At 45.3% G+C, this 20756-nt stretch carries 14 protein-coding genes, 7 tRNA genes and 4 rRNA genes; 22 read left to right on the top strand and 3 right to left on the bottom strand.

The features are described from left to right. Positions 1 to 136: 136 nt before the first annotated feature. Positions 137 to 1054, top strand: a complete 918-nt coding sequence (oxyR, locus tag XPG1_RS16225) for a DNA-binding transcriptional regulator OxyR (protein ID WP_045960160.1) — start codon at positions 137 to 139, stop codon at positions 1052 to 1054. Here the strand turns inward: oxyR and sthA are convergent. Then, the gene (gene sthA / locus XPG1_RS16220; protein WP_045960159.1) at positions 1046 to 2443 is read right to left on the bottom strand and encodes a Si-specific NAD(P)(+) transhydrogenase; all 1398 of its coding nucleotides are present in this window, start codon (positions 2441 to 2443) and stop codon (positions 1046 to 1048) included. The two genes, oxyR and sthA, sit on opposite strands and share 9 nt — an antisense overlap. A 207-nt stretch (positions 2444 to 2650) precedes the next feature. On the opposite strand from sthA, the gene fabR reads away from it, so the two are divergent. Both fabR and XPG1_RS16210 read left to right on the top strand, forming a co-directional pair. Further along, complete coding sequence (gene fabR / locus XPG1_RS16215) at positions 2651 to 3313, top strand: HTH-type transcriptional repressor FabR (RefSeq protein ID WP_045960158.1); 663 nt, start codon at positions 2651 to 2653, stop codon at positions 3311 to 3313. A gap of 21 nt (positions 3314 to 3334) precedes the next feature. After that, the gene (locus XPG1_RS16210) at positions 3335 to 3712 is read left to right on the top strand and encodes a YijD family membrane protein (protein WP_045960157.1); all 378 of its coding nucleotides are present in this window, start codon (positions 3335 to 3337) and stop codon (positions 3710 to 3712) included. 63 nt (positions 3713 to 3775) lie between these two features. Here XPG1_RS16210 and trmA read toward each other — a convergent pair whose 3' ends face one another. Continuing rightward, positions 3776 to 4897, bottom strand: a complete 1122-nt coding sequence (gene trmA, locus XPG1_RS16205; RefSeq protein WP_045960156.1) for a tRNA (uridine(54)-C5)-methyltransferase TrmA — start codon at positions 4895 to 4897, stop codon at positions 3776 to 3778. A gap of 266 nt (positions 4898 to 5163) precedes the next feature. Between trmA and btuB the strand changes: the two genes are divergently transcribed. From btuB to XPG1_RS16140, 13 genes are all read left to right on the top strand, one after another. Next, entirely contained in the window at positions 5164 to 7002 is a 1839-nt protein-coding gene (btuB, locus tag XPG1_RS16200) for a TonB-dependent vitamin B12 receptor BtuB (protein ID WP_045960155.1), read from the top strand. Continuing rightward, positions 6947 to 7828, top strand: coding sequence for a glutamate racemase (murI, locus tag XPG1_RS16195; RefSeq protein WP_045960154.1), 882 nt, complete (start codon positions 6947 to 6949; stop codon positions 7826 to 7828). Before btuB ends, murI begins: the two co-directional genes overlap by 56 nt. 367 nt (positions 7829 to 8195) lie before the next feature. Next, positions 8196 to 9738 (top strand): 16S ribosomal RNA (locus tag XPG1_RS16190). A 71-nt stretch (positions 9739 to 9809) separates the two neighbouring features. Beyond that, positions 9810 to 9886 (top strand) — tRNA-Ile (locus XPG1_RS16185). Positions 9887 to 9929: 43 nt separating this feature from the next. Further along, a tRNA-Ala gene (locus XPG1_RS16180) sits at positions 9930 to 10005 on the top strand. A 169-nt stretch (positions 10006 to 10174) separates the two neighbouring features. Beyond that, positions 10175 to 13082 (top strand): 23S ribosomal RNA (locus XPG1_RS16175). A gap of 79 nt (positions 13083 to 13161) precedes the next feature. Further along, positions 13162 to 13277 (top strand): 5S ribosomal RNA (gene rrf, locus XPG1_RS16170). A 52-nt stretch (positions 13278 to 13329) separates the two neighbouring features. Further along, a tRNA-Thr gene (locus XPG1_RS16165) sits at positions 13330 to 13405 on the top strand. 34 nt (positions 13406 to 13439) lie between these two features. Further along, positions 13440 to 13555: ribosomal RNA gene (rrf, locus tag XPG1_RS16160) — 5S ribosomal RNA — on the top strand. The 16S, 23S and 5S rRNA genes sit together here with 3 tRNA genes alongside, the layout of an rRNA operon. Positions 13556 to 13713: 158 nt before the next feature. After that, on the top strand, positions 13714 to 14754 hold the full coding sequence (murB, locus tag XPG1_RS16155; protein WP_045960153.1) for a UDP-N-acetylmuramate dehydrogenase: 1041 nt from the start codon (positions 13714 to 13716) through the stop codon (positions 14752 to 14754). After that, positions 14751 to 15710, top strand: coding sequence for a bifunctional biotin--[acetyl-CoA-carboxylase] ligase/biotin operon repressor BirA (birA, locus tag XPG1_RS16150; RefSeq protein WP_045960152.1), 960 nt, complete (start codon positions 14751 to 14753; stop codon positions 15708 to 15710). The genes murB and birA overlap by 4 nt, the downstream gene beginning before the upstream one ends. Before the next feature lie 63 nt (positions 15711 to 15773). After that, positions 15774 to 16280, top strand: a complete 507-nt coding sequence (locus XPG1_RS16145) for a helix-turn-helix domain-containing protein (protein WP_045959034.1) — start codon at positions 15774 to 15776, stop codon at positions 16278 to 16280. Then, positions 16190 to 17122, top strand: coding sequence for an IS3 family transposase (locus XPG1_RS16140; protein ID WP_157879560.1), 933 nt, complete (start codon positions 16190 to 16192; stop codon positions 17120 to 17122). The genes XPG1_RS16145 and XPG1_RS16140 overlap by 91 nt, the downstream gene beginning before the upstream one ends. A 50-nt stretch (positions 17123 to 17172) precedes the next feature. Here the strand turns inward: XPG1_RS16140 and coaA are convergent, their stop codons facing one another. Then, complete coding sequence (coaA, locus tag XPG1_RS16135) at positions 17173 to 18123, bottom strand: type I pantothenate kinase (RefSeq protein WP_045960151.1); 951 nt, start codon at positions 18121 to 18123, stop codon at positions 17173 to 17175. Between the two features lie 426 nt (positions 18124 to 18549). Between coaA and XPG1_RS16125 the strand changes: the two genes are divergently transcribed. The 6 genes from XPG1_RS16125 to bfd all read left to right on the top strand — a co-directional run bounded on the left by XPG1_RS16125 (position 18550) and on the right by bfd (position 20715). Then, positions 18550 to 18625, top strand: a tRNA-Thr gene (locus XPG1_RS16125). Positions 18626 to 18641: 16 nt separating this feature from the next. Next, a tRNA-Tyr gene (locus XPG1_RS16120) sits at positions 18642 to 18726 on the top strand. A gap of 100 nt (positions 18727 to 18826) precedes the next feature. After that, positions 18827 to 18901 (top strand) — tRNA-Gly (locus XPG1_RS16115). 6 nt (positions 18902 to 18907) lie between these two features. Next, a tRNA-Thr gene (locus XPG1_RS16110) sits at positions 18908 to 18983 on the top strand. A gap of 107 nt (positions 18984 to 19090) precedes the next feature. Then, positions 19091 to 20275 (top strand): elongation factor Tu, encoded by a 1185-nt coding sequence (gene tuf, locus XPG1_RS16105; RefSeq protein ID WP_045959653.1) that lies wholly within the window; start codon positions 19091 to 19093, stop codon positions 20273 to 20275. A 245-nt stretch (positions 20276 to 20520) separates the two neighbouring features. Further along, positions 20521 to 20715 carry a bacterioferritin-associated ferredoxin gene (gene bfd, locus XPG1_RS17825; protein ID WP_071825398.1) on the top strand — a complete coding sequence of 65 codons (195 nt, stop codon included), beginning with the start codon at positions 20521 to 20523 and terminating at the stop codon, positions 20713 to 20715. Positions 20716 to 20756: the final 41 nt, after the last annotated feature.

Below are 20756 nucleotides of genomic sequence, written 5' to 3'. Positions count from 1 at the left end.
TTTTTACAGTGAAATCAATTAATTACTTAATGTTATCATCTGTTAAGTTAATGACTTAATATGTGTATAATAACGACCATATCTAAAAATATCGTGCTTTCTCGTCAAATATTGACCGTCAACAATGGGGTTGGAAATGAATATCCGCGATCTGGAGTACCTGGTAGCACTGGCTGAATATCGGCATTTTCGCCGAGCCGCTGATGCTTGTCATGTCAGCCAACCGACACTGAGTGGGCAAATTCGCAAGTTAGAAGATGAACTTGGTGTGATGTTGTTGGAACGCACGAGTCGCAAGGTCTTATTTACCCAACAGGGTCTGCTACTGGTGGAACAGGCTAAAACTGTCTTGAGAGAAGTGAAAGTCTTGCAAGAAATGGCCTCTCTCCAAGGTGAAAGTATGTCCGGGCCGTTGCATATTGGCCTGATTCCAACCATTGGCCCTTATCTCCTGCCACGGATCATTCCTGAACTGCATAAGTTGTTCCCCAAATTGGAAATGTATCTGCATGAGGCTCAGACCCAAAATTTGTTGGCGCAACTCGATAGTGGGAAGCTGGATTGTGCCATCCTGGCGTTGGTGAAAGAAACGGAAGCATTTATTGAAGTGCCGTTGTTTGAAGAGTCGATGAAACTGGCGGTGTATGAAGATCACAAATGGGCCGGACGAGCGAAAATTAAGATGGATGAGCTTTCCGGTGAGAAATTATTAATGCTGGAAGATGGGCACTGTTTGCGCGATCAAGCCATGGGATTCTGTTTTCAGGCGGGGGCCAAGGAAGATACCCATTTTAGGGGAACTAGCCTGGAAACGTTGCGTAACATGGTTGCTGCGGGCAGCGGTATCACATTATTACCTGATTTGTCGGTTCCGAGAGAGGGAAATCGTGATGGTGTTTGTTACTTGGAATGTGATGGGCCGGAACCTAAGCGATCCGTCATCTTGGTCTATCGTCCCGGTTCACCTCTGCGTGGTCGCTATGAGCAGTTGGCAGAGGCGATTCGGACGAAAATGGGGCGTTATTTCGATGTGCCTGGCAAAATATCAAAATAATCGGTTTAGCCCATTGAGTGCTGCAACTCGGTAGGCTTCCGCCATTGTCGGATAATTGAAGGTCGTATTAACGAAATATTCGATATTATTGCCTTCTCCTTTTTGCTCCATGATAGCCTGACCAATGTGAATGATCTCGGCAGCTCGTTCGCCAAAACAGTGGATACCTAAAATCTGTTTTGTTTCACGATGGAAAAGGATTTTGATACTGCCAACATTCATCCCTGCAATTTGCGCTCTTGCCAGATGCTTGAATTGCGCGCGGCCTACCTCATAAGGGATCTTCATTGAGGTCAATTGTTGCTCAGTTTTGCCAATTGAACTGATTTCAGGAATGGTGTAAATCCCCGTTGGGATATCTTCTACCAATTGCAGACCAGCATTACCTGTCGTGATGGCTTTTGCAGCAATACGCCCCTGATCGTAAGCCGCCGAAGCCAGACTTGGATAGCCGATAACATCACCCACTGCGTAGATATTTTCATTGCTGGTTTGGTAGACGCGATTAACTTTCAGTAAGCCCCGGCTATCGGTTTCCAGCCCAACATTGTCTAAATCTAACGTATCGGTATTGCCTGTTCTGCCATTGGCATACAATAGGCAATCCGCTTTGACTTTCTTACCGGATTTCAAGTGAACAATGACACCATCTTCGACACCTTCAATCTTTTCATATTCTTCATTGTGGCGGATGACAGTGCCACTATTCCAGAAATGGTAGGAGAGGGCATCAGACATTTCTTGATCAAGAAAGGATAGCAGGTGATCACGGGTATTGATCAAATCCACCTTAACACCTAATCCCCGGAAAATTGAGGCATATTCACAGCCAATCACGCCGGCACCATAAATAATCACATGGTGTGGTTCGTGGGTCAGTTGCAAAATGGTATCGCTGTTATAAATACGGGAATGGGTAAAATCGACATCAGGTGGGCAGTAAGGACGGGAGCCAGTGGCAATGATAATTTTGTCTGCACTCAAGATATCAAAACTATCATCGGCATAACGGACTTTGATCTGGTGTTCATCAATGAACGTTGCTTCCCCGGCAAACATTTTGCAGCGGTTACGCTCATAAAATCCTTGGCGCATTTTAGTTTGTTGGTTAATCACCACTTCAGCATGACGCAGAATTTCTGAAAATGAAGAGCGGAGGATGCGGGAGTTATCACTGTAGAGGGGGTTTTGATTAAATTCAATAATACGACTAACGGCATGGCGGAGCGCTTTCGATGGTATGGTGCCCCAATGAGTACATCCACCACCGACATTATTGTAACGTTCTATAACAGCAACGTTTTTACCTTGTTTCACCAACCCCATTGCGGCTCCTTCCCCTCCGGGACCAGAGCCAATCACAATGGCATCAAAATGAGTATGTTGCATAGAGGGATGACCTGTTTTTACACAAAATAACAACGCTATCTTAACATTATTTATTGTAATAACCCAATGATTGCACGGTTTTTATCCCATTGTTTAGACATAAAACAGGGAAACAGAGAATAATATGTTTAAGAGAACAATCACAGCAAACCTGACAGAATCTGTTATATTTGCCTGATTACAAAATCGAGATAGATCAGGATTGTTGTGAGTAACGTAACCGGCGTCAGAGCAAAACAGAAAGAAAAAACCCGTCGCTCCCTGATTGAAGCGGCATTCAGCCAACTCAGTGCTGAACGCAGCTTTACAAGTCTGAGCCTACGAGAAGTGGCTCGGGAAGCTGGTATTGCGCCGACTTCTTTTTATCGACATTTTCGGGATGTTGATGAGTTGGGGCTGACGATGGTGGATGAAAGTGGTTTAATGTTGCGTCAGCTAATGCGTCAGGCGCGTCAGCGCATTGCAAAAGGAGGCAGCGTCATCCGTACTTCGGTTTCAACGTTTATGGAGTTTATTGGCAACAATCCCAATGCGTTCCGGCTGTTGCTGCGTGAACGCTCCGGGACATCGGCTGAATTCCGTGCGGCTGTAGCACGAGAAATCCAGCATTTTATTGCCGAATTGGCCGACTATCTTGAGCAAGCCAGGCATATGCCTCGTCACTTTAGTGAAATACAAGCTGAGGCGATGGTAACAATCGTATTCAGTGCAGGTGCAGAAGCATTGGATATTGATGAAGAAAAAAGGCATCGTCTCGAAGAACGTTTGGTTTTACAACTCCGTATGATTTCCAAAGGCGCTTATTATTGGTATCGTCGTGAGCAAGAAAAAAATACTGTCCCTAACGCGAGTCCTAAATCCTCTGAATAATCATGAAAGGAGAACAATACGATGGAACAATACCGCCAAGATAAAAGCACAATGTTGCTGGCTCTTATAGTCGGAGTGGCAACGAACGGAACTTTCTCAGCCTTTTTCAGTTCATTTGTCCCTTTTTCTATTTTCCCTATTATTGCATTGGTTCTTTCTTTATATTGTCTCCATCAACGTTATTTGAATTATCCAATGGCACAAGGGTTGCCAAGGCTCGCTGTCGGGTGCTTCTTCTTAGGTTTGTTCATGTATAGCGCTTTTATTCGGATGGAATATCCAAAAATGGGGTCTAATTTCCTGCCGGTTATCATTAGCATGGCCTTAGTGTTTTGGATCTACCTAAAAATGAAAAAACGCAAGCAGCAAGCGATATTCACTTCAGAAAATCGGTGTTGATTGTTTTTATTGAGAACAATTCAGTTAAAAACGCCACCCTTTAGTGTTGTGGCGTTTTCGTTTTTAATGTTGGTTTATTGGCGATGATGTTCTTTTTTCCAATAGCACACCACATTCCATGTGATGGGTATAAGGAAATTGATCAAAGAGTGCCAGTTTTCTGACCGTGTGGGTTTGTATCAGTGTTTCCAGATTTTTGCAGAGCGTTTCTGGATTGCAGGAGATATACAGGATACGGGGATACGCTTGAACCATTTTGACCGTTTCTTCATCCAACCCACTGCGTGGCGGGTCGACAAAGATGGTTTCGCATTGATAACTGTTTAAATCAATCCCTTGTAGTCGATTAAATGTCCTTTCTCCATTCATTGCCTGTGTAAATTCTTCCGCTGACATGCGGATAATCTGTACATTTTCAATGTGGTTTGCGGCAATGTTGAATTGTGCGGCCGCAACGGAGGGTTTGGCAATTTCTGTTGCCAATACTCGATCAAAATTCTGTGCCAGCGCCAGAGAAAAATTACCGTTGCCGCAATATAGCTCAAGTAAGTCACCTTTAGCATCTTTGGTGCTGTCGATCGCCCATTCCAACATATGAATATTGATGCTGGCATTTGGCTGAGTGAAGCTATTTTCAACCTGACGATAAATCATGGTCTTACCGGCAACAGGTAACTCTTCATCTATATAGTCATGGTCAAGCATGATTTTAGTTTTTGATGCGCGTCCAATAAGCTGAACATCAAATCCTGCGGCGATAAGTTGAGTACGCAGAGCAGTTGCATGTTCACGCCATTCATCATCCAGTTTTTTGTGGTACAGCAATGAGACAATGATTTTGTTACTACGAGTGGAGAGATAATCCACCTGAAAGAGTTTATGGCGTAATACCGGGTTGTCTTTTATGCCGCTAATGATGGCTTGCATCATGTTGTTGATTAACGGGTTGGCTACCGGAAATTGATCAATACGAATACGTTGTTTGGTCTGCTGATCAAACATGATGTGGTAGAGGTCATCTTCCTCATGCCAGATACGGAATTCTGCTCGCATTCTGTAATGTGATGCAGGGGAACGGAAAACGTCAGGCTCAGGTGCACTAAAGGGGGTCATCATCCCTTTCAGGCGATGGATCTTCTCCATCAATTGATTTTCATAATTTTCCGTTGGCAAGGCATTCTGCATTATCTGGTTCTCGTATGGTCACGTTAAGAAAAATTTCCGAGCGGCATTGTAGGGAAAGTACAAAGGATGTCCAGTTTTCTGATTTATTCGCTTCTTTTTTTGATGGAGAGGCATTCTGGACACGTTAAGGTCTTCATCGTAGCATGGCGCTTTAGCAATAGTGGCATAATCATGGTGAGCAACAGGGTCGTTAGATGCTTATCTATGCTATATAGTCAGAAAATACGCCATCGTCAGAAAACATATACATTCTCATTACAAGTCTTATGATAAATAAAAAACAGCTTTTTTTGTCTGCTGCGTCTGTGGCGGTATTTTCTAGTTGGGGTCATTTTGCGGTTGCTGATGATCAAGACTCGTTAGTGGTTACCGCTAATCGATTTAATCAGCCGGTTTCTTCTGTTTTAGCCCCTGTAACGGTAGTGACGCGTGAGGATATTGATCGTTGGCAATCGAATAACTTAGTTGACGTTTTACGGCGCTTACCCAGTGTTGATATTGCGCAGAATGGCGGAATTGGCCAACATTCCTCTTTATTTGTGCGAGGCACAAATTCAAATCATACGCTGGTGCTGGTGGATGGCATTCGTTTGAATCAGGCAGGTATTACCGGCGCGGCCGATTTTAGTCAGATCCCGCTTTCAATGGTACAACGAATAGAATATGTCCATGGTGCACGGTCTGCGGTGTATGGTTCTGATGCGATTGGTGGCGTGATCAATATCATCACAAAGCGAGCACAACGGGGCACAACGTTAAATGCCGGACTAGGATCGAACGGATATCAAAACTATGATGGTTCGACACAGCAACAAATTGGTGAGAATACCTTATTAACGACAGCCGCAGGTTATACTTATACCAAAGGGTTTGATGTCGTTGTTGATGGTAAAACAGGCGGATACCACCAGCCAGATCGTGATGGCTTTATGAGCAAAATGGGGTGGTTGGAATTGGATCATAAAATCAATGCGCACCTCAGTGGATTTGCCCGAACCTATGGTTTTAATAACCGGACGGCTTATGACGCACAGAGTCTTGGTGAGGCGGATACGCGTGAACTGTCCAACCGTACCTATGATACTGGTATTCACTTTAATCAAGGTATTTATTCTTCTCAATTCATTGCCAGTTACAGTCATGTCAAAGATAACAACTATTTCCCTAAATACGGTCGTTATGGCCAAAATTCCAGTCTGAGTGATTCGAAACAATATAATGTTCAATGGGGAAATCGCTGGCAGGTTGGTTATGGTGCAATCAGTAGTGGGATTGATTGGAAAAGGGAATCGGTGGCCGCTGGTTCTAATCATATCCCCACGCAAAAATATGTTGATAATACGGGATTCTATTTAACGGCACAGCAAAAGATTCAGGATGTCATTGTAGAAGGTGCTGTGCGTTCAGATCGCCATTCTGAATATGATTGGAATACAACGGGACAAATGGGTATCGGCTGGACGTTTATGGATGGCTATCGTTTTATTAGTGCCTATGGGACAGCGTTTAAGGCGCCGACGCTGAGTCAACTTTATAGCCAATGGGGAAATGAAAATCTGACGCCGGAAAAAAGTCAACAATGGGAAGTTGGCATTGAAGGATTGACCGGGGCACTTAGTTGGCGTTTATCGGCTTATCGTAACGATATCGATCAATTGATAGATTTCGCCAATAACCGTTATGAAAATATTGGAAAGGCAAGAATCGCAGGCGCTGAGTGGACGGGAACAATGGATACCGGTGTATTCCAGCACCAGCTAACATTGCAGTATGTTGATCCACGAGACGGTGATAATAAGCCACTCACTCGCAGAGCTAAGCAGCAAGTTAAATATCAATTAGATTGGGAGGCCTTTAATGTCGATTGGGGAATCACCTATCAATATATTGGTCGGCGTTATGATCATGACTATAGAACATATCCTCCGCAGACAGTCAAGTTAGGTGGTGTCAGTATATGGTATGTGAATGCCTCATATCCAATCACCGACCATTTCACGATCCGTGCTAGAATAGCTAATCTGTTTGATAAAAATTATGAGACAGCCTATGGTTATCGCACTTCAGGACGAGAATATTACCTCACTGGCAGCTACAGCTTCTGACACTTCTGATTTAAACAATACTGCCCGCCCAACGATTCTGGTTTTTGATTCCGGAGTGGGGGGGCTATCTGTCTATCAAGAGATTCGGCAACTTTTGCCGGATCTCCACTATATATATGCTTTCGATAATGAAGCATTTCCTTATGGTGAGAAAACGGCAGAAGTCATTATAGAAAGGGTTGTTCAGGTCGTTGATACAATTCAGAAGAAACACCCTTTGGCGATTGTCGTTATTGCTTGCAATACCGCCAGTACAGTCAGCTTGCCCGTTTTACGTGAGCATTTTCCTTTTCCTGTTGTTGGCGTTGTTCCGGCGATTAAACCTGCTGCGAAGCTAACTTGTAATCGTGTGGTTGGATTATTGGCGACGCGAGCCACAGTGAATCGTCACTATACTAAAGAATTGATTGCAAGATTTGCGTCGGATTGTCAGATGCATTCAATTGGCTCTGCCGAGTTAGTCGAATTAGCCGAGGGAAAATTACATGGCAAGGATGTTCCATTAAAAGAGCTGGAGAAAATATTAAAACCGTGGCTGAAAATGGAAGAACCACCGGACACTGTGATTTTAGGTTGTACCCACTTTCCTCTGATAGCCGAGGAGCTTTCACAAGTTTTACCAAGCGGAACAAGATTAATTGATTCGGGCAGTGCTATTGCCCGCAGAACGGCATGGTTAGTTAGGCATCGGGAAAATCGGGAAGGTTTATTTTTGACAACAGCGGATAGCTTGGCATATTGCACAAAAATAGAACCATCAAGTGAAGCGCTGCGTCCTGTTTTACGCGAATTTGGCTTCCTTACGCTGGAAAAACTATCACTTTAAGTTAAATTTGCCGAAATAATCAACGGTTGGTGGTTTTTTTCAAAAAAACGATTGCCAGCGCCGTAAAAGTCCCTATAATGCGCCACCACTGACCGACGCCACGCTGATACAGGCCGCGCCGGGCAGGGAGAAGAAAGCGAAAATAAACGCTTGACTCTCGAGGCGAAAAGCGTAAAATACGCAGCCTCGCAACCCGGCAGCAATGCCCGGTTGACACGCTCTTTAACAAATTAATCAGACAATCTGTGTGGGCACTCGCAAGACACTATCGCAACGCCGAAAGGCGAAAAAAGATTAAAGTCTTAAAGAGTGACTAACAGTGAATTCATTATGAATAAACCGTTTAATTCTTTGAGCATCAGACTTTTAATTGAAGAGTTTGATCATGGCTCAGATTGAACGCTGGCGGCAGGCCTAACACATGCAAGTCGAGCGGCAGCGGGAGAAAGCGTGCTTTCTTGCCGGCGAGCGGCGGACGGGTGAGTAATGTCTGGGGATCTGCCCGATGGCGGGGGATAACCACTGGAAACGGTGGCTAATACCGCATAATCTCTGTGGAGCAAAGTGGGGGACCTTCGGGCCTCACGCCATCGGATGAACCCAGATGGGATTAGCTAGTAGGTGAGGTAAAGGCTCACCTAGGCGACGATCCCTAGCTGGTCTGAGAGGATGACCAGCCACACTGGGACTGAGACACGGCCCAGACTCCTACGGGAGGCAGCAGTGGGGAATATTGCACAATGGGCGCAAGCCTGATGCAGCCATGCCGCGTGTATGAAGAAGGCCTTCGGGTTGTAAAGTACTTTCAGCGGGGAGGAAGGCGGCAGCCTGAATAAGGTTGGCGTTTGACGTTACCCGCAGAAGAAGCACCGGCTAACTCCGTGCCAGCAGCCGCGGTAATACGGAGGGTGCAAGCGTTAATCGGAATTACTGGGCGTAAAGCGCACGCAGGCGGTCAATTAAGTTAGATGTGAAATCCCCGGGCTTAACCTGGGAACGGCATCTAAGACTGGTTGGCTAGAGTCTCGTAGAGGGGGGTAGAATTCCACGTGTAGCGGTGAAATGCGTAGAGATGTGGAGGAATACCGGTGGCGAAGGCGGCCCCCTGGACGAAGACTGACGCTCAGGTGCGAAAGCGTGGGGAGCAAACAGGATTAGATACCCTGGTAGTCCACGCTGTAAACGATGTCGATTTGGAGGTTGTGGCCTAGAGCTGTGGCTTCCGGAGCTAACGCGTTAAATCGACCGCCTGGGGAGTACGGCCGCAAGGTTAAAACTCAAATGAATTGACGGGGGCCCGCACAAGCGGTGGAGCATGTGGTTTAATTCGATGCAACGCGAAGAACCTTACCTACTCTTGACATCCACGGAATTTTGCAGAGATGCGAAAGTGCCTTCGGGAACCGTGAGACAGGTGCTGCATGGCTGTCGTCAGCTCGTGTTGTGAAATGTTGGGTTAAGTCCCGCAACGAGCGCAACCCTTATCCTTTGTTGCCAGCACGTAATGGTGGGAACTCAAGGGAGACTGCCGGTGATAAACCGGAGGAAGGTGGGGATGACGTCAAGTCATCATGGCCCTTACGAGTAGGGCTACACACGTGCTACAATGGCAGATACAAAGAGAAGCGACCTCGCGAGAGCAAGCGGACCTCATAAAGTCTGTCGTAGTCCGGATTGGAGTCTGCAACTCGACTCCATGAAGTCGGAATCGCTAGTAATCGTAGATCAGAATGCTACGGTGAATACGTTCCCGGGCCTTGTACACACCGCCCGTCACACCATGGGAGTGGGTTGCAAAAGAAGTAGGTAGCTTAACCTTCGGGGGGGCGCTTACCACTTTGTGATTCATGACTGGGGTGAAGTCGTAACAAGGTAACCGTAGGGGAACCTGCGGTTGGATCACCTCCTTAAACCGAAGATAGGTTATTGTTGCAGTGCTCACACAGATTGTCTGATGAAAATGAAGAGACGGTATCGGCATAGGCTTGTAGCTCAGGTGGTTAGAGCGCACCCCTGATAAGGGTGAGGTCGGTGGTTCAAGTCCACTCAGGCCTACCAAGTCCAGACCCGGCAGACGGTGAAAGGCGCACGGTATCTTAATGGGGCTATAGCTCAGCTGGGAGAGCGCCTGCCTTGCACGCAGGAGGTCAGCGGTTCGATCCCGCTTAGCTCCACCATCCTCTTCGATGAATAAAACCATTTCAGAACACAGGCACGGCGTGTGTTGTGAAATTTTTGCTCTTTAACAATCTGGAACAAGCTGAAAATTTGAAACACTCAGTACTGTTAAGACAGTATTGAGCGAGTCTCTCAACCCGCATCTCCGAAGACACCTTCGGGTTGTGAGGTTAAGCGAATAAGCGTACACGGTGGATGCCTAGGCAGTCAGAGGCGATGAAGGACGTGCTAATCTGCGATAAGCGCCGGTAAGGTGATATGAACCGTGATAGCCGGCGATGTCCGAATGGGGAAACCCAGTGTGACTTGTCACACTATCATTAACTGAATTCATAGGTTAATGAGGCGAACCGGGGGAACTGAAACATCTCAGTACCCCGAGGAAAAGAAATCAACCGAGATTCCCCCAGTAGCGGCGAGCGAACGGGGAGCAGCCCAGAGCCATCAGCAGTGTCAGCGTCAGGAGAACGGTCTGGAAAGGCCGGCAGTAAAGGGTGATAGCCCCGTATCCGAAGGCGTTGGCAGTGTGAGCTCGATGAGTAGGACGGGACACGTGGTATCCTGTCTGAATGTGGGGGGACCATCCTCCAAGGCTAAATACTCCTGACTGACCGATAGTGAACCAGTACCGTGAGGGAAAGGCGAAAAGAACCCCGGCGAGGGGAGTGAAAGAGAACCTGAAACCGTGTACGTACAAGCAGTGGGAGCACCCTTTAGGGTGTGACTGCGTACCTTTTGTATAATGGGTCAGCGACTTATATTCTGTAGCAAGGTTAACCGTATAGGGGAGCCGCAGGGAAACCGAGTCTTAACTGGGCGTTAAGTTGCAGGGTATAGACCCGAAACCCGGTGATCTAGCCATGGGCAGGTTGAAGGTTGGGTAACACTAACTGGAGGACCGAACCGACTAATGTTGAAAAATTAGCGGATGACTTGTGGCTGGGGGTGAAAGGCCAATCAAACCGGGAGATAGCTGGTTCTCCCCGAAAGCTATTTAGGTAGCGCCTCGTGAATTCATCTTCGGGGGTAGAGCACTGTTTCGGCTAGGGGGTCATCCCGACTTACCAACCCGATGCAAACTGCGAATACCGAAGAATGTTATCACGGGAGACACACGGCGGGTGCTAACGTCCGTCGTGAAGAGGGAAACAACCCAGACCGCCAGCTAAGGTCCCGAAGTCATGGTTAAGTGGGAAACGAAGTGGGAAGGCTCAGACAGCCAGGATGTTGGCTTAGAAGCAGCCATCATTTAAAGAAAGCGTAATAGCTCACTGGTCGAGTCGGCCTGCGCGGAAGATGTAACGGGGCTAAACCATGCACCGAAGCTGCGGCAGCGACACTTAAGGTGTTGTTGGGTAGGGGAGCGTTCTGTAAGCCGTTGAAGGGGGACTGTGAGGTCTGCTGGAGGTATCAGAAGTGCGAATGCTGACATAAGTAACGATAAAGCGGGTGAAAAACCCGCTCGCCGGAAGACCAAGGGTTCCTGTCCAACGTTAATCGGGGCAGGGTGAGTCGACCCCTAAGGCGAGGCTGAAAAGCGTAGTCGATGGGCAACAGGTTAATATTCCTGTACTGGTGATAATTGCGATGGGGGGACGGAGAAGGCTAGGCAGGCCGGGCGACGGTTGTCCCGGTTTAAGGATGTAGGTGGGTGAGCCAGGTAAATCCGGCTGACCATCACACTGAGGTCTGATGACGAGTCACTACGGTGGCGAAGTTGCTGATGCCCTGCTGCCAGGAAAAGCAAAAAAGCTCCAGATTATCATTAATCGTACCCCAAACCGACACAGGTGGTCAGGTAGAGAATACTCAGGCGCTTGAGAGAACTCGGGTGAAGGAACTAGGCAAAATGGTGCCGTAACTTCGGGAGAAGGCACGCTGGCGTTAGGTGAAGGACCGCGCGTCCGGAGCCGAGGCCAGTCGCAGAGACCAGCTGGCTGCAACTGTTTAATAAAAACACAGCACTGTGCAAACACGTAAGTGGACGTATACGGTGTGACGCCTGCCCGGTGCTGGAAGGTTAATTGATGGGGTTAGCCGCAAGGCGAAGCTCTTGATCGAAGCCCCAGTAAACGGCGGCCGTAACTATAACGGTCCTAAGGTAGCGAAATTCCTTGTCGGGTAAGTTCCGACCTGCACGAATGGCGTAATGATGGCCAGGCTGTCTCCACCCGAGACTCAGTGAAATTGAACTCGCTGTGAAGATGCAGTGTACCCGCGGCAAGACGGAAAGACCCCGTGAACCTTTACTATAGCTAAAAAAAAAACATGGAGCCTTGATGTGTAGGATAGGTGGGAGGCCTGGAAGTGTGGACGCCAGTCTGCATGGAGCCATCCTTGAAATACCACCCTTGAATGTTTGATGTTCTAACGTGGACCCGTCATCCGGGTTGCGGACAGTGTCTGGTGGGTAGTTTGACTGGGGCGGTCTCCTCCCAAAGTGTAACGGAGGAGCACGAAGGTTAGCTAATCACGGTCGGACATCGTGAGGTTAGTGCAAAGGCATAAGCTAGCTTGACTGCGAGCGTGACGGCGCGAGCAGGTACGAAAGTAGGTCTTAGTGATCCGGTGGTTCTGCATGGAAGGGCCATCGCTCAACGGATAAAAGGTACTCCGGGGATAACAGGCTGATACCGCCCAAGAGTTCATATCGACGGCGGTGTTTGGCACCTCGATGTCGGCTCATCACATCCTGGGGCTGAAGTAGGTCCCAAGGGTATGGCTGTTCGCCATTTAAAGTGGTACGCGAGCTGGGTTTAGAACGTCGTGAGACAGTTCGGTCCCTATCTGCCGTGGGCGTTGGAAGATTGCAAGGGGCTGCTCCTAGTACGAGAGGACCGGAGTGGACGCACCACTGGTGTTCGGGTTGTCATGCCAATGGCATTGCCCGGTAGCTAAGTGCGGAAGAGATAACCGCTGAAAGCATCTAAGCGGGAAACTTGCCTTAAGATGAGTCTTCCCTGACCCTTAGAGGGTCCTGAAGGAACGTTTAAGACGAAGACGTGGATAGGCTGGGTGTGTAAGCGTAGCGATACGTTGAGCTAACCAGTACTAATGAACCGAGAGGCTTAACCTGACAACACCGAAGGTGTTTTAGTGGGCAGAGAGAGAGTCACCGCCATAAATAATGTGTTCGACAAAGAAAACAGAATTTGTTTGGCGGCAATAGCGCGGTGGTCCCACCTGACCCCATGCCGAACTCAGCAGTGAAACACCGTAGCGCCGATGGTAGTGTGGGGTCTCCCCATGCGAGAGTAGGACACTGCCAGACATTAAATTAATAAGTGTTGCCCGATTGGCAGCACTTTTTATTTTTAGCCTTTGCTGATATGGCTCAGTTGGTAGAGCACACCCTTGGTAAGGGTGAGGTCCCCAGTTCGAATCTGGGTATCAGCACCATAAATAATGTGTTCGGCAAATAAAACAGAATTTGCTTGGCGGCAATAGCGCGGTGGTCCCACCTGACCCCATGCCGAACTCAGTAGTGAAACACCGTAGCGCCGATGGTAGTGTGGGGTCTCCCCATGTGAGAGTAGGGAACTGCCAAGCTTTAATACCCAGTCAAAAGGCCACTCATACGAGTGGCCTTTTGCATTTCTAACTTTTGAATATATTTAATAGGAGATAAGTACGGCTTATTACGTACTTATCTTTCAAATGTAGAGTCTGATAGACTACATTTAAATTATCTATTGGGCTTGAAATGAATGTCTGTCTGTCAATTTACTCAACTAAAAACGTTTAACACATTTGGCATTTCAGCCTGTGCCGAGCATATCGATATCGCCAATTCTGTTGAATCTCTCCTAGCTTTATGGCAAAGAGCAATCAAAAAGCATCATCCTATTTTATTGTTGGGAGGAGGAAGTAACGTCCTCTTTACTGAAAATTTTAAAGGCACAGTGATTCTAAACCGTATTCTTGGTGTTAATATCCAACAGACTGATATTGAATGGTACATTCATGTTGGGGCAGGTGAAAATTGGCATGAGCTGATTACTTATTTATTTAAGCAACAGATCTATGGTTTAGAAAATCTCGCTTTGATCCCTGGCAATGTTGGATCTGCTCCAATCCAAAATATTGGGGCTTATGGTGTTGAGTTTAAAGATGTTTGTGAATATGTGGATTTTGTCGAGCTGAAATCAGGTAATCTAATTCGTCTAACGGCAAAGGAGTGTCAATTTGCGTATAGAGACAGCATATTTAAGCATCAATATAAAAACGGCTATGCTATCACTGCTGTTGGATTACGTCTGAGTAAGCAATGGAAGCCTATTTTAACGTACGGTGCGTTAGCGCAGCTTTCACAAGAAAATATCACCCCCAAACAAATATTCGATACTGTATGTGAAATGCGTCGGAATAAACTGCCAGATCCAGTGTTGATGGGAAATGCGGGAAGCTTCTTTAAAAATCCTATAGTATCAATTGAGTTAGCATGCAAAATTAAGTCTGAATATCCAAACTGTCCTCAATACCCTCATAATGAGAAAAGCATAAAGATTGCAGCGGGTTGGCTTATCGAACAGTGTCAATTGAAGGGATATTCTATTGGCGGCGCTGCGATACATACTAAACAAGCACTGGTATTAATTAATAAAGGTCATGCAACCGGACAAGATGTCATTGACTTGGCGGCTTATGTGTATAGCAAGGTTGCAGAAAAATTTAATATCTTCTTAGAACCTGAAGTGCGTTTCATTGGTAGTGAAGGTGAGATAGACGCAGTGGAATGTATTTCATGAAAGATATCGGTACTCCATTAAAATTAATTAAAGTATTATCTGATGGTCAGGTTCATTCAGGTCAGCAACTTGGCCAAAAATTGGGAATGAGTCGTGCAGGGATCAATAAACATATTCAGACTATCCGTGAATGGGGTGTCGAAATTCTAACTCTCCCGGGTAAAGGTTATCGTTTCCCAGCCCCAATGAATCTGCTAGATAAAGAAGTTATTGAAAATTTTCTCCCCAATAACCACATTGAAGTGATACCTGTTATTGATTCCACAAATCAGTATATTCTGGAAAAGTTTGCGGAACTCAATTCAGGTGATGCTTGTGTTGCAGAATACCAGTATGCCGGTCGAGGACGCCGTGGTAGGAAATGGATTTCTGCTTTTGGTAGAAACTTATACCTATCTATGTATTGGCGTTTGGAACAGGGGCCAGCGGCAGCGATAGGTTTAAGTTTAGTGGTAGGTATTATCATTGCAGAAGTCCTTAACCGACAGGGGGCGGAAAGAGTAAAAGTAAAATGGCCAAATGATTTATATTTGGATGATAAAAAATTGGCAGGAATATTGGTTGAGCTGACGGGAAAAACAGGGGATGCGGCTCATGTTGTAATCGGAATAGGTATCAATATCTCGATGAGTAGCGATCAACAGAGATCAATTAATCAGCATTGGACTAATTTACAACAATCAGGAACAGTTGTTGAGCGGAATAAGTTGGTCGCTGAAATCATCGTGGAACTTAAAAAAGCATTAACTCAGTTTGAAAAAGAAGGGTTAACGCCTTTTATGTCTCGCTGGTTTAAATTAGATAATTTTATCAATCGTAATGTAAAGCTAATTATTGGTGATCGGGAAGTCTATGGCGTAGCTCGTGGGATTGATCCACAAGGTGCTCTGTTACTTGATATCAATGGTGTTATTACGCCCTATATTGGCGGGGAAATATCCTTAAGAGGTTGTTAATAATAAAGCCGGAACTATGAAGTGACCCCCAATAGTTGGACAACTAATTACTGGGGGTTTTTTATGTCTAAATATAGTCGTGAACTAAAAATCATTATTGCTAAACGATGTCTGGCAGGTAACACATCGGATAAGCTATCAGCGGAATATTCAATCTCTTCTCGACAAATTCGATACTGGGCTCAAGTTGTTGCCATTCATGGCGATAACGCCTTTTTGCCAACGTCTCACTCTCTTTGTACTGTCACAAAACTCCAAGCTTTAAAATTAATGTGGACACATGATTGGTCCCTCACTCACACTAGTGCAGTTCTCAATTTAACGACTCCAGGTACCTTATCAGTCTGGCTTGATAAGTATAATGAAACCGGTATCAAAGGACTCGAAAGTCCTCAGCGAGGAAGACCCCCAATGAAATCCCGACCTAAAACCCCGCCGAAATCTGATGACGAAATGACAGTTGAGGAACTTAAAGAAGAATTAGCTTATTTGCGGGCAGAAAATGCGGTCCTAAAAAAGTTAGCAGAGCTGGAACAGAAGAAACGCCCACGAGCAAAGAAAAAGCGTTAATTGTTTTAGCTCTTAAAAAGAAATATCCATTAAAGCACTTACTTTGTGCCATTAATCTTGCAAGAAGCGTGTTTTACTATCAATGCCAGGCGCTTAAAAAAACGCGTGCTTATGAACAAGAAATAGAGATGATTAAAACTATCTATCATGAGCATAAAGGTCGTTATGGTTATCGCCGCATTCATTTAGCATTGAGAAAAAATGGCTTTAAAATCAATCATAAAACAGTACAACGATTAATGGGGCAATTAAACCTAAAATCCACGGTAAGGCCGAAGAAATATCGTTCTTATCGTGGGGAAGTTGGAAAAACAGCACCGAATTGGTTGGCAAGAGATTTTCGCGCGACAAAACCTAATGAGAAATGGGTAACGGATGTGACGGAATTTAAAGTGAATGAACAAAAAGTCTATCTATCACCTATTATTGACTTATTTAATCAAGAGGTTATCGCTTACAACGTGGCGAAAAAGGCGAGTCTGCCTTTAGTGACAGAGATGCTAAAAGAGGCATTAGATGGGCTAGATGCTCACGCTAAGCCACTCATTCACAGTGATCAAGGTTGGCAATATCGGCATAAGGCTTATCAAAAGCAACTTGCTGATAAAGATATTAAACAAAGTATGTCGAGGAAAGGGAACTGTTTGGATAATGCGATGGCAGAAAACTTTTTTGCCTTACTCAAAACAGAAATGTATCACCAGCAGCACTTTAAAAGTGCGGATGAACTGATTGAAAAAATAGAAGAATACATTGAATATTACAATACAAAACGGATCAAGGTGAAATTAAAAGGCCTAACTCCGATAGCATATCGAAATCAGGCCTTACACGCCGTTTAACTAAAATGTCCAACCTTCTGGGGTCAGTTCAACTATTTCCGGCTTTTGTTTCATTTTCTTAATCTGACGCTTTCAATGGTATGATTAGTTCCTTTCGTCATAATCAAGCTAGCCCGTTCTCGGGTTGGTAAGATATTTTGCTGTAAGTTTAATCCATTAATTTCTCGCCAAATATTCGATGCTACTGTGATGGCTTCTTTTGTTGTCAGCTTAGAATAGTTGTGGAAATAAGAATCAGGATCGGAAAAAGCCCCTTGTCGAAACTTAAGAAAACGACTGATGTACCATTGCTCGAGTAATTTTTCTGGTGCATCAACATAAATAGAAAAATCAACAAAATCAGAAACAAATACATGATGTGGCTCATGTGGGTAATCCATGCCACTTTGTAATACGTTTAAACCTTCAAGAATAAGGATGTCCGGTTTTTCAATAATCAGTTGCTCATCCGGAACAATATCATAGCTTAGGTGAGAATAGACCGGTGCTGCGACTTTTTCCGTGCCTGATTTTATGTCGGCGACGAATTTGACCAAATTGTGCATATCATAGGATTCAGGAAATCCCTTTTTTTTCATTAAACCACGTTCATTTAATACATCGTTAGAATGCAGAAAACCGTCTGTTGTTACTAACTCAACACGACGATGTTCTGGCCAACGGCTTAGTAATGCCTGTAATAAGCGCGCAGTTGTGCTTTTTCCGACTGCAACACTGCCCGCGATACCTATAACATAAGGTATTTTTTGTTCGTCTGTTCCTAAAAACTGCTCAAGTACTGCTTGTCGTCGTAAATTAGAGCTAATATAAAAATTGAGGAGGCGTGACAATGGAAGATAAATTTCAATCACCTCATCTATTGAGATTTCTTCATTAATCCCTTTTAAAGCGGCAACTTCTTCTTCTGTTAACGTTAAAGGTATCGAGTCACGCAATGTTGCCCAATGTTCACGATCAAATTGTAAATATGGAGTCGTCAAAAAAGATTCTTTCTTATTCATAAGCCAACGTCTGCCTATCTATGCAGGTTGGACAGGTTGTTGAAAACACCCGTATCCGACAAAAATAAATATCATCATATCGGTTGCGTTATTGTAGGCGTAGATTTTTTTATGATTTTAGTGATTTTTTTGATGAGAAATACAAAAAATTAAAAAAATTGCTCTCTCTGGAGGGATTGGCTAGCCATTTTTCTTCCTTTTAGAAAGGTAGGGATAAGATTAACCAAATAATTTTCAAAAAAATAATAGGTAAATTCGTTTATTGGTTCTTCCTGGATAAGATGTCTCTGTTGGTTATTTGATCTAAAAGTATTGAAAAAAACATCAGTAATATTAAAAATGACTGTTTTATGAGCAAAAGAACAAAAAAAACAATTTTTTTGTTGCATCGTGAGTCAACTCTTCCTAGAATGCGCAGCACTTGATGCCGGCATAGCTCAGATGGTAGAGCAACTGACTTGTAATCAGTAGGTCCCGAGTTCGATTCTTGGTGCCGGCACCATTAAAAATTTGGAAAAGGTGGGGTTCCCGAGCGGCCAAAGGGAGCAGACTGTAAATCTGCCGTCACAGACTTCGAAGGTTCGAATCCTTCCCCCACCACCATTAACCAGTTTTAATCTTGAGTGTTCTGCTCGAGTTTATACTCCAGAAAAGCACTTGAGATACAGTATACAGCTGATTTAAGTCAGGTAGCCGAGTTCACGCGGGCATCGTATAATGGCTATTACCTCAGCCTTCCAAGCTGATGATGCGGGTTCGATTCCCGCTGCCCGCTCCAAGATGTGCTGATATAGCTCAGTTGGTAGAGCACACCCTTGGTAAGGGTGAGGTCGGCAGTTCGAATCTGCCTATCAGCACCACTTCTCCATGTTCTTGCCCCTGATTTTCTTCCTGTAAATATCTCACAAGCAAATTGCTTGGTTGATGTGGTGAAACCACCGATTCCGTGTCTTAGAGGGACAACCTAATGTCTAAAGAAAAGTTTGAACGTTCAAAACCGCACGTTAACGTTGGTACTATCGGCCACGTTGACCACGGTAAAACTACCTTGACTGCTGCAATCACCACCGTTTTGGCAAAAACCTACGGCGGTAGCGCTCGTGCATTCGATCAGATCGATAACGCACCAGAAGAAAAAGCGCGTGGTATCACCATCTCTACTTCTCACGTAGAATACGATACCCCAACTCGTCACTATGCACACGTTGACTGCCCAGGCCACGCCGACTATGTGAAAAACATGATCACCGGTGCTGCTCAGATGGACGGCGCGATCCTGGTTGTTGCGGCGACTGATGGCCCAATGCCACAGACGCGTGAGCACATCCTGCTGGGTCGTCAGGTAGGCGTTCCATACATCATCGTGTTCCTGAACAAATGTGACATGGTTGATGATGAAGAGCTGCTGGAACTGGTTGAAATGGAAGTTCGTGAGCTGCTGTCTCAATACGATTTCCCAGGCGACGACACGCCAATCATCCGTGGTTCTGCGCTGAAAGCGCTGGAAGGCGAAGCCGAGTGGGAAGCAAAAATCATCGAACTGGCAGAAGCCCTGGATACTTACATCCCAGAGCCAGAGCGTGACATTGATAAGCCATTCCTGCTGCCAATCGAAGACGTTTTCTCTATCTCCGGTCGTGGTACCGTAGTCACCGGTCGTGTAGAGCGCGGTATCGTTAAAGTGGGCGACGAAGTTGAAATCGTCGGTATCAAAGAAACCACGAAAACGACCTGTACAGGTGTTGAAATGTTCCGCAAATTGCTGGACGAAGGCCGTGCTGGTGAGAACGTTGGTGTTCTGCTGCGTGGTACTAAGCGTGATGATGTTGAGCGTGGTCAGGTTCTGGCGAAGCCAGCGTCTATCCACCCACACACTCAGTTCGAATCTGAAGTGTACATCCTGAGCAAAGATGAAGGTGGTCGTCATACCCCATTCTTCAAAGGTTACCGTCCACAGTTCTACTTCCGTACAACGGACGTAACCGGTACTATCGAACTGCCAGAAGGCGTAGAGATGGTAATGCCAGGTGACAACATCAACATGAAAGTGACCCTGATTGCACCAATCGCCATGGACGACGGTCTGCGTTTCGCCATCCGTGAAGGTGGCCGTACTGTCGGTGCTGGTGTTGTTGCTAAAGTCATTGCCTAATTTTTTATAATCAGAATGTTATGATAAAAGGGGAGCCTAGTGGCTCCTCTTTTTTTATTTTAAGCCACCATAAACGGTGGCTTTATTGTATAACAATAAAATAAAAACAATAATTGAAATGAGATTCATTTCTATTTACTATTCTGGTGTGTTGCTTGTTTTATAAGCGTGAGAAATTTTAGGTGTAGATAGGTTATCTGCTCTAAAAATCCATCAAGAATGTAGATAGTTAGAAGAGTGCTTCCATGTATGTCTGTCTCTGTAATGCAGTAAGTGATAAAACCATACGTAACGCTGTCCATCAGCGACATGTCCGCTCAATCAGAGAATTGCGAAACTTTGTTCCTGTAGGAAGTGACTGCGGAAAATGCATACGTCAAGCACGTGAGATACTGAATGAGGAGATATCTCTACTGCTCTCAATAAATAATGTTGCTTAAAATAAACACAATTTTCTTGCAATTACTCTGCTAAATTAGTA

It is taken from the genome of Xenorhabdus poinarii G6 (genome assembly GCF_000968175.1).
Classification (GTDB): Bacteria; Pseudomonadota; Gammaproteobacteria; order Enterobacterales; family Enterobacteriaceae; genus Xenorhabdus; species Xenorhabdus poinarii.
The sequence above is the reverse complement of the archived record's forward strand: the minus strand, read 5'-3'. Positions and strand labels throughout refer to the sequence as shown.

Coding starts and splice junctions, on each gene's coding strand:
- oxyR (WP_045960160.1), top strand. CDS start 137: ATGAATATCCGCGATCTGGAGTACCTGGTAGCACTGGCTGAATATCGG.
- sthA (WP_045960159.1), bottom strand. CDS start 2,443: ATGCAACATACTCATTTTGATGCCATTGTGATTGGCTCTGGTCCCGGA.
- XPG1_RS16210 (WP_045960157.1), top strand. CDS start 3,335: ATGGAACAATACCGCCAAGATAAAAGCACAATGTTGCTGGCTCTTATA.
- trmA (WP_045960156.1), bottom strand. CDS start 4,897: ATGCAGAATGCCTTGCCAACGGAAAATTATGAAAATCAATTGATGGAG.
- btuB (WP_045960155.1), top strand. CDS start 5,164: ATGATAAATAAAAAACAGCTTTTTTTGTCTGCTGCGTCTGTGGCGGTA.
- murI (WP_045960154.1), top strand. CDS start 6,947: ATGGTTATCGCACTTCAGGACGAGAATATTACCTCACTGGCAGCTACA.
- murB (WP_045960153.1), top strand. CDS start 13,714: ATGTCTGTCTGTCAATTTACTCAACTAAAAACGTTTAACACATTTGGC.
- birA (WP_045960152.1), top strand. CDS start 14,751: ATGAAAGATATCGGTACTCCATTAAAATTAATTAAAGTATTATCTGAT.
- XPG1_RS16145 (WP_045959034.1), top strand. CDS start 15,774: ATGTCTAAATATAGTCGTGAACTAAAAATCATTATTGCTAAACGATGT.
- coaA (WP_045960151.1), bottom strand. CDS start 18,123: ATGAATAAGAAAGAATCTTTTTTGACGACTCCATATTTACAATTTGAT.
- tuf (WP_045959653.1), top strand. CDS start 19,091: ATGTCTAAAGAAAAGTTTGAACGTTCAAAACCGCACGTTAACGTTGGT.
- bfd (WP_071825398.1), top strand. CDS start 20,521: ATGTATGTCTGTCTCTGTAATGCAGTAAGTGATAAAACCATACGTAAC.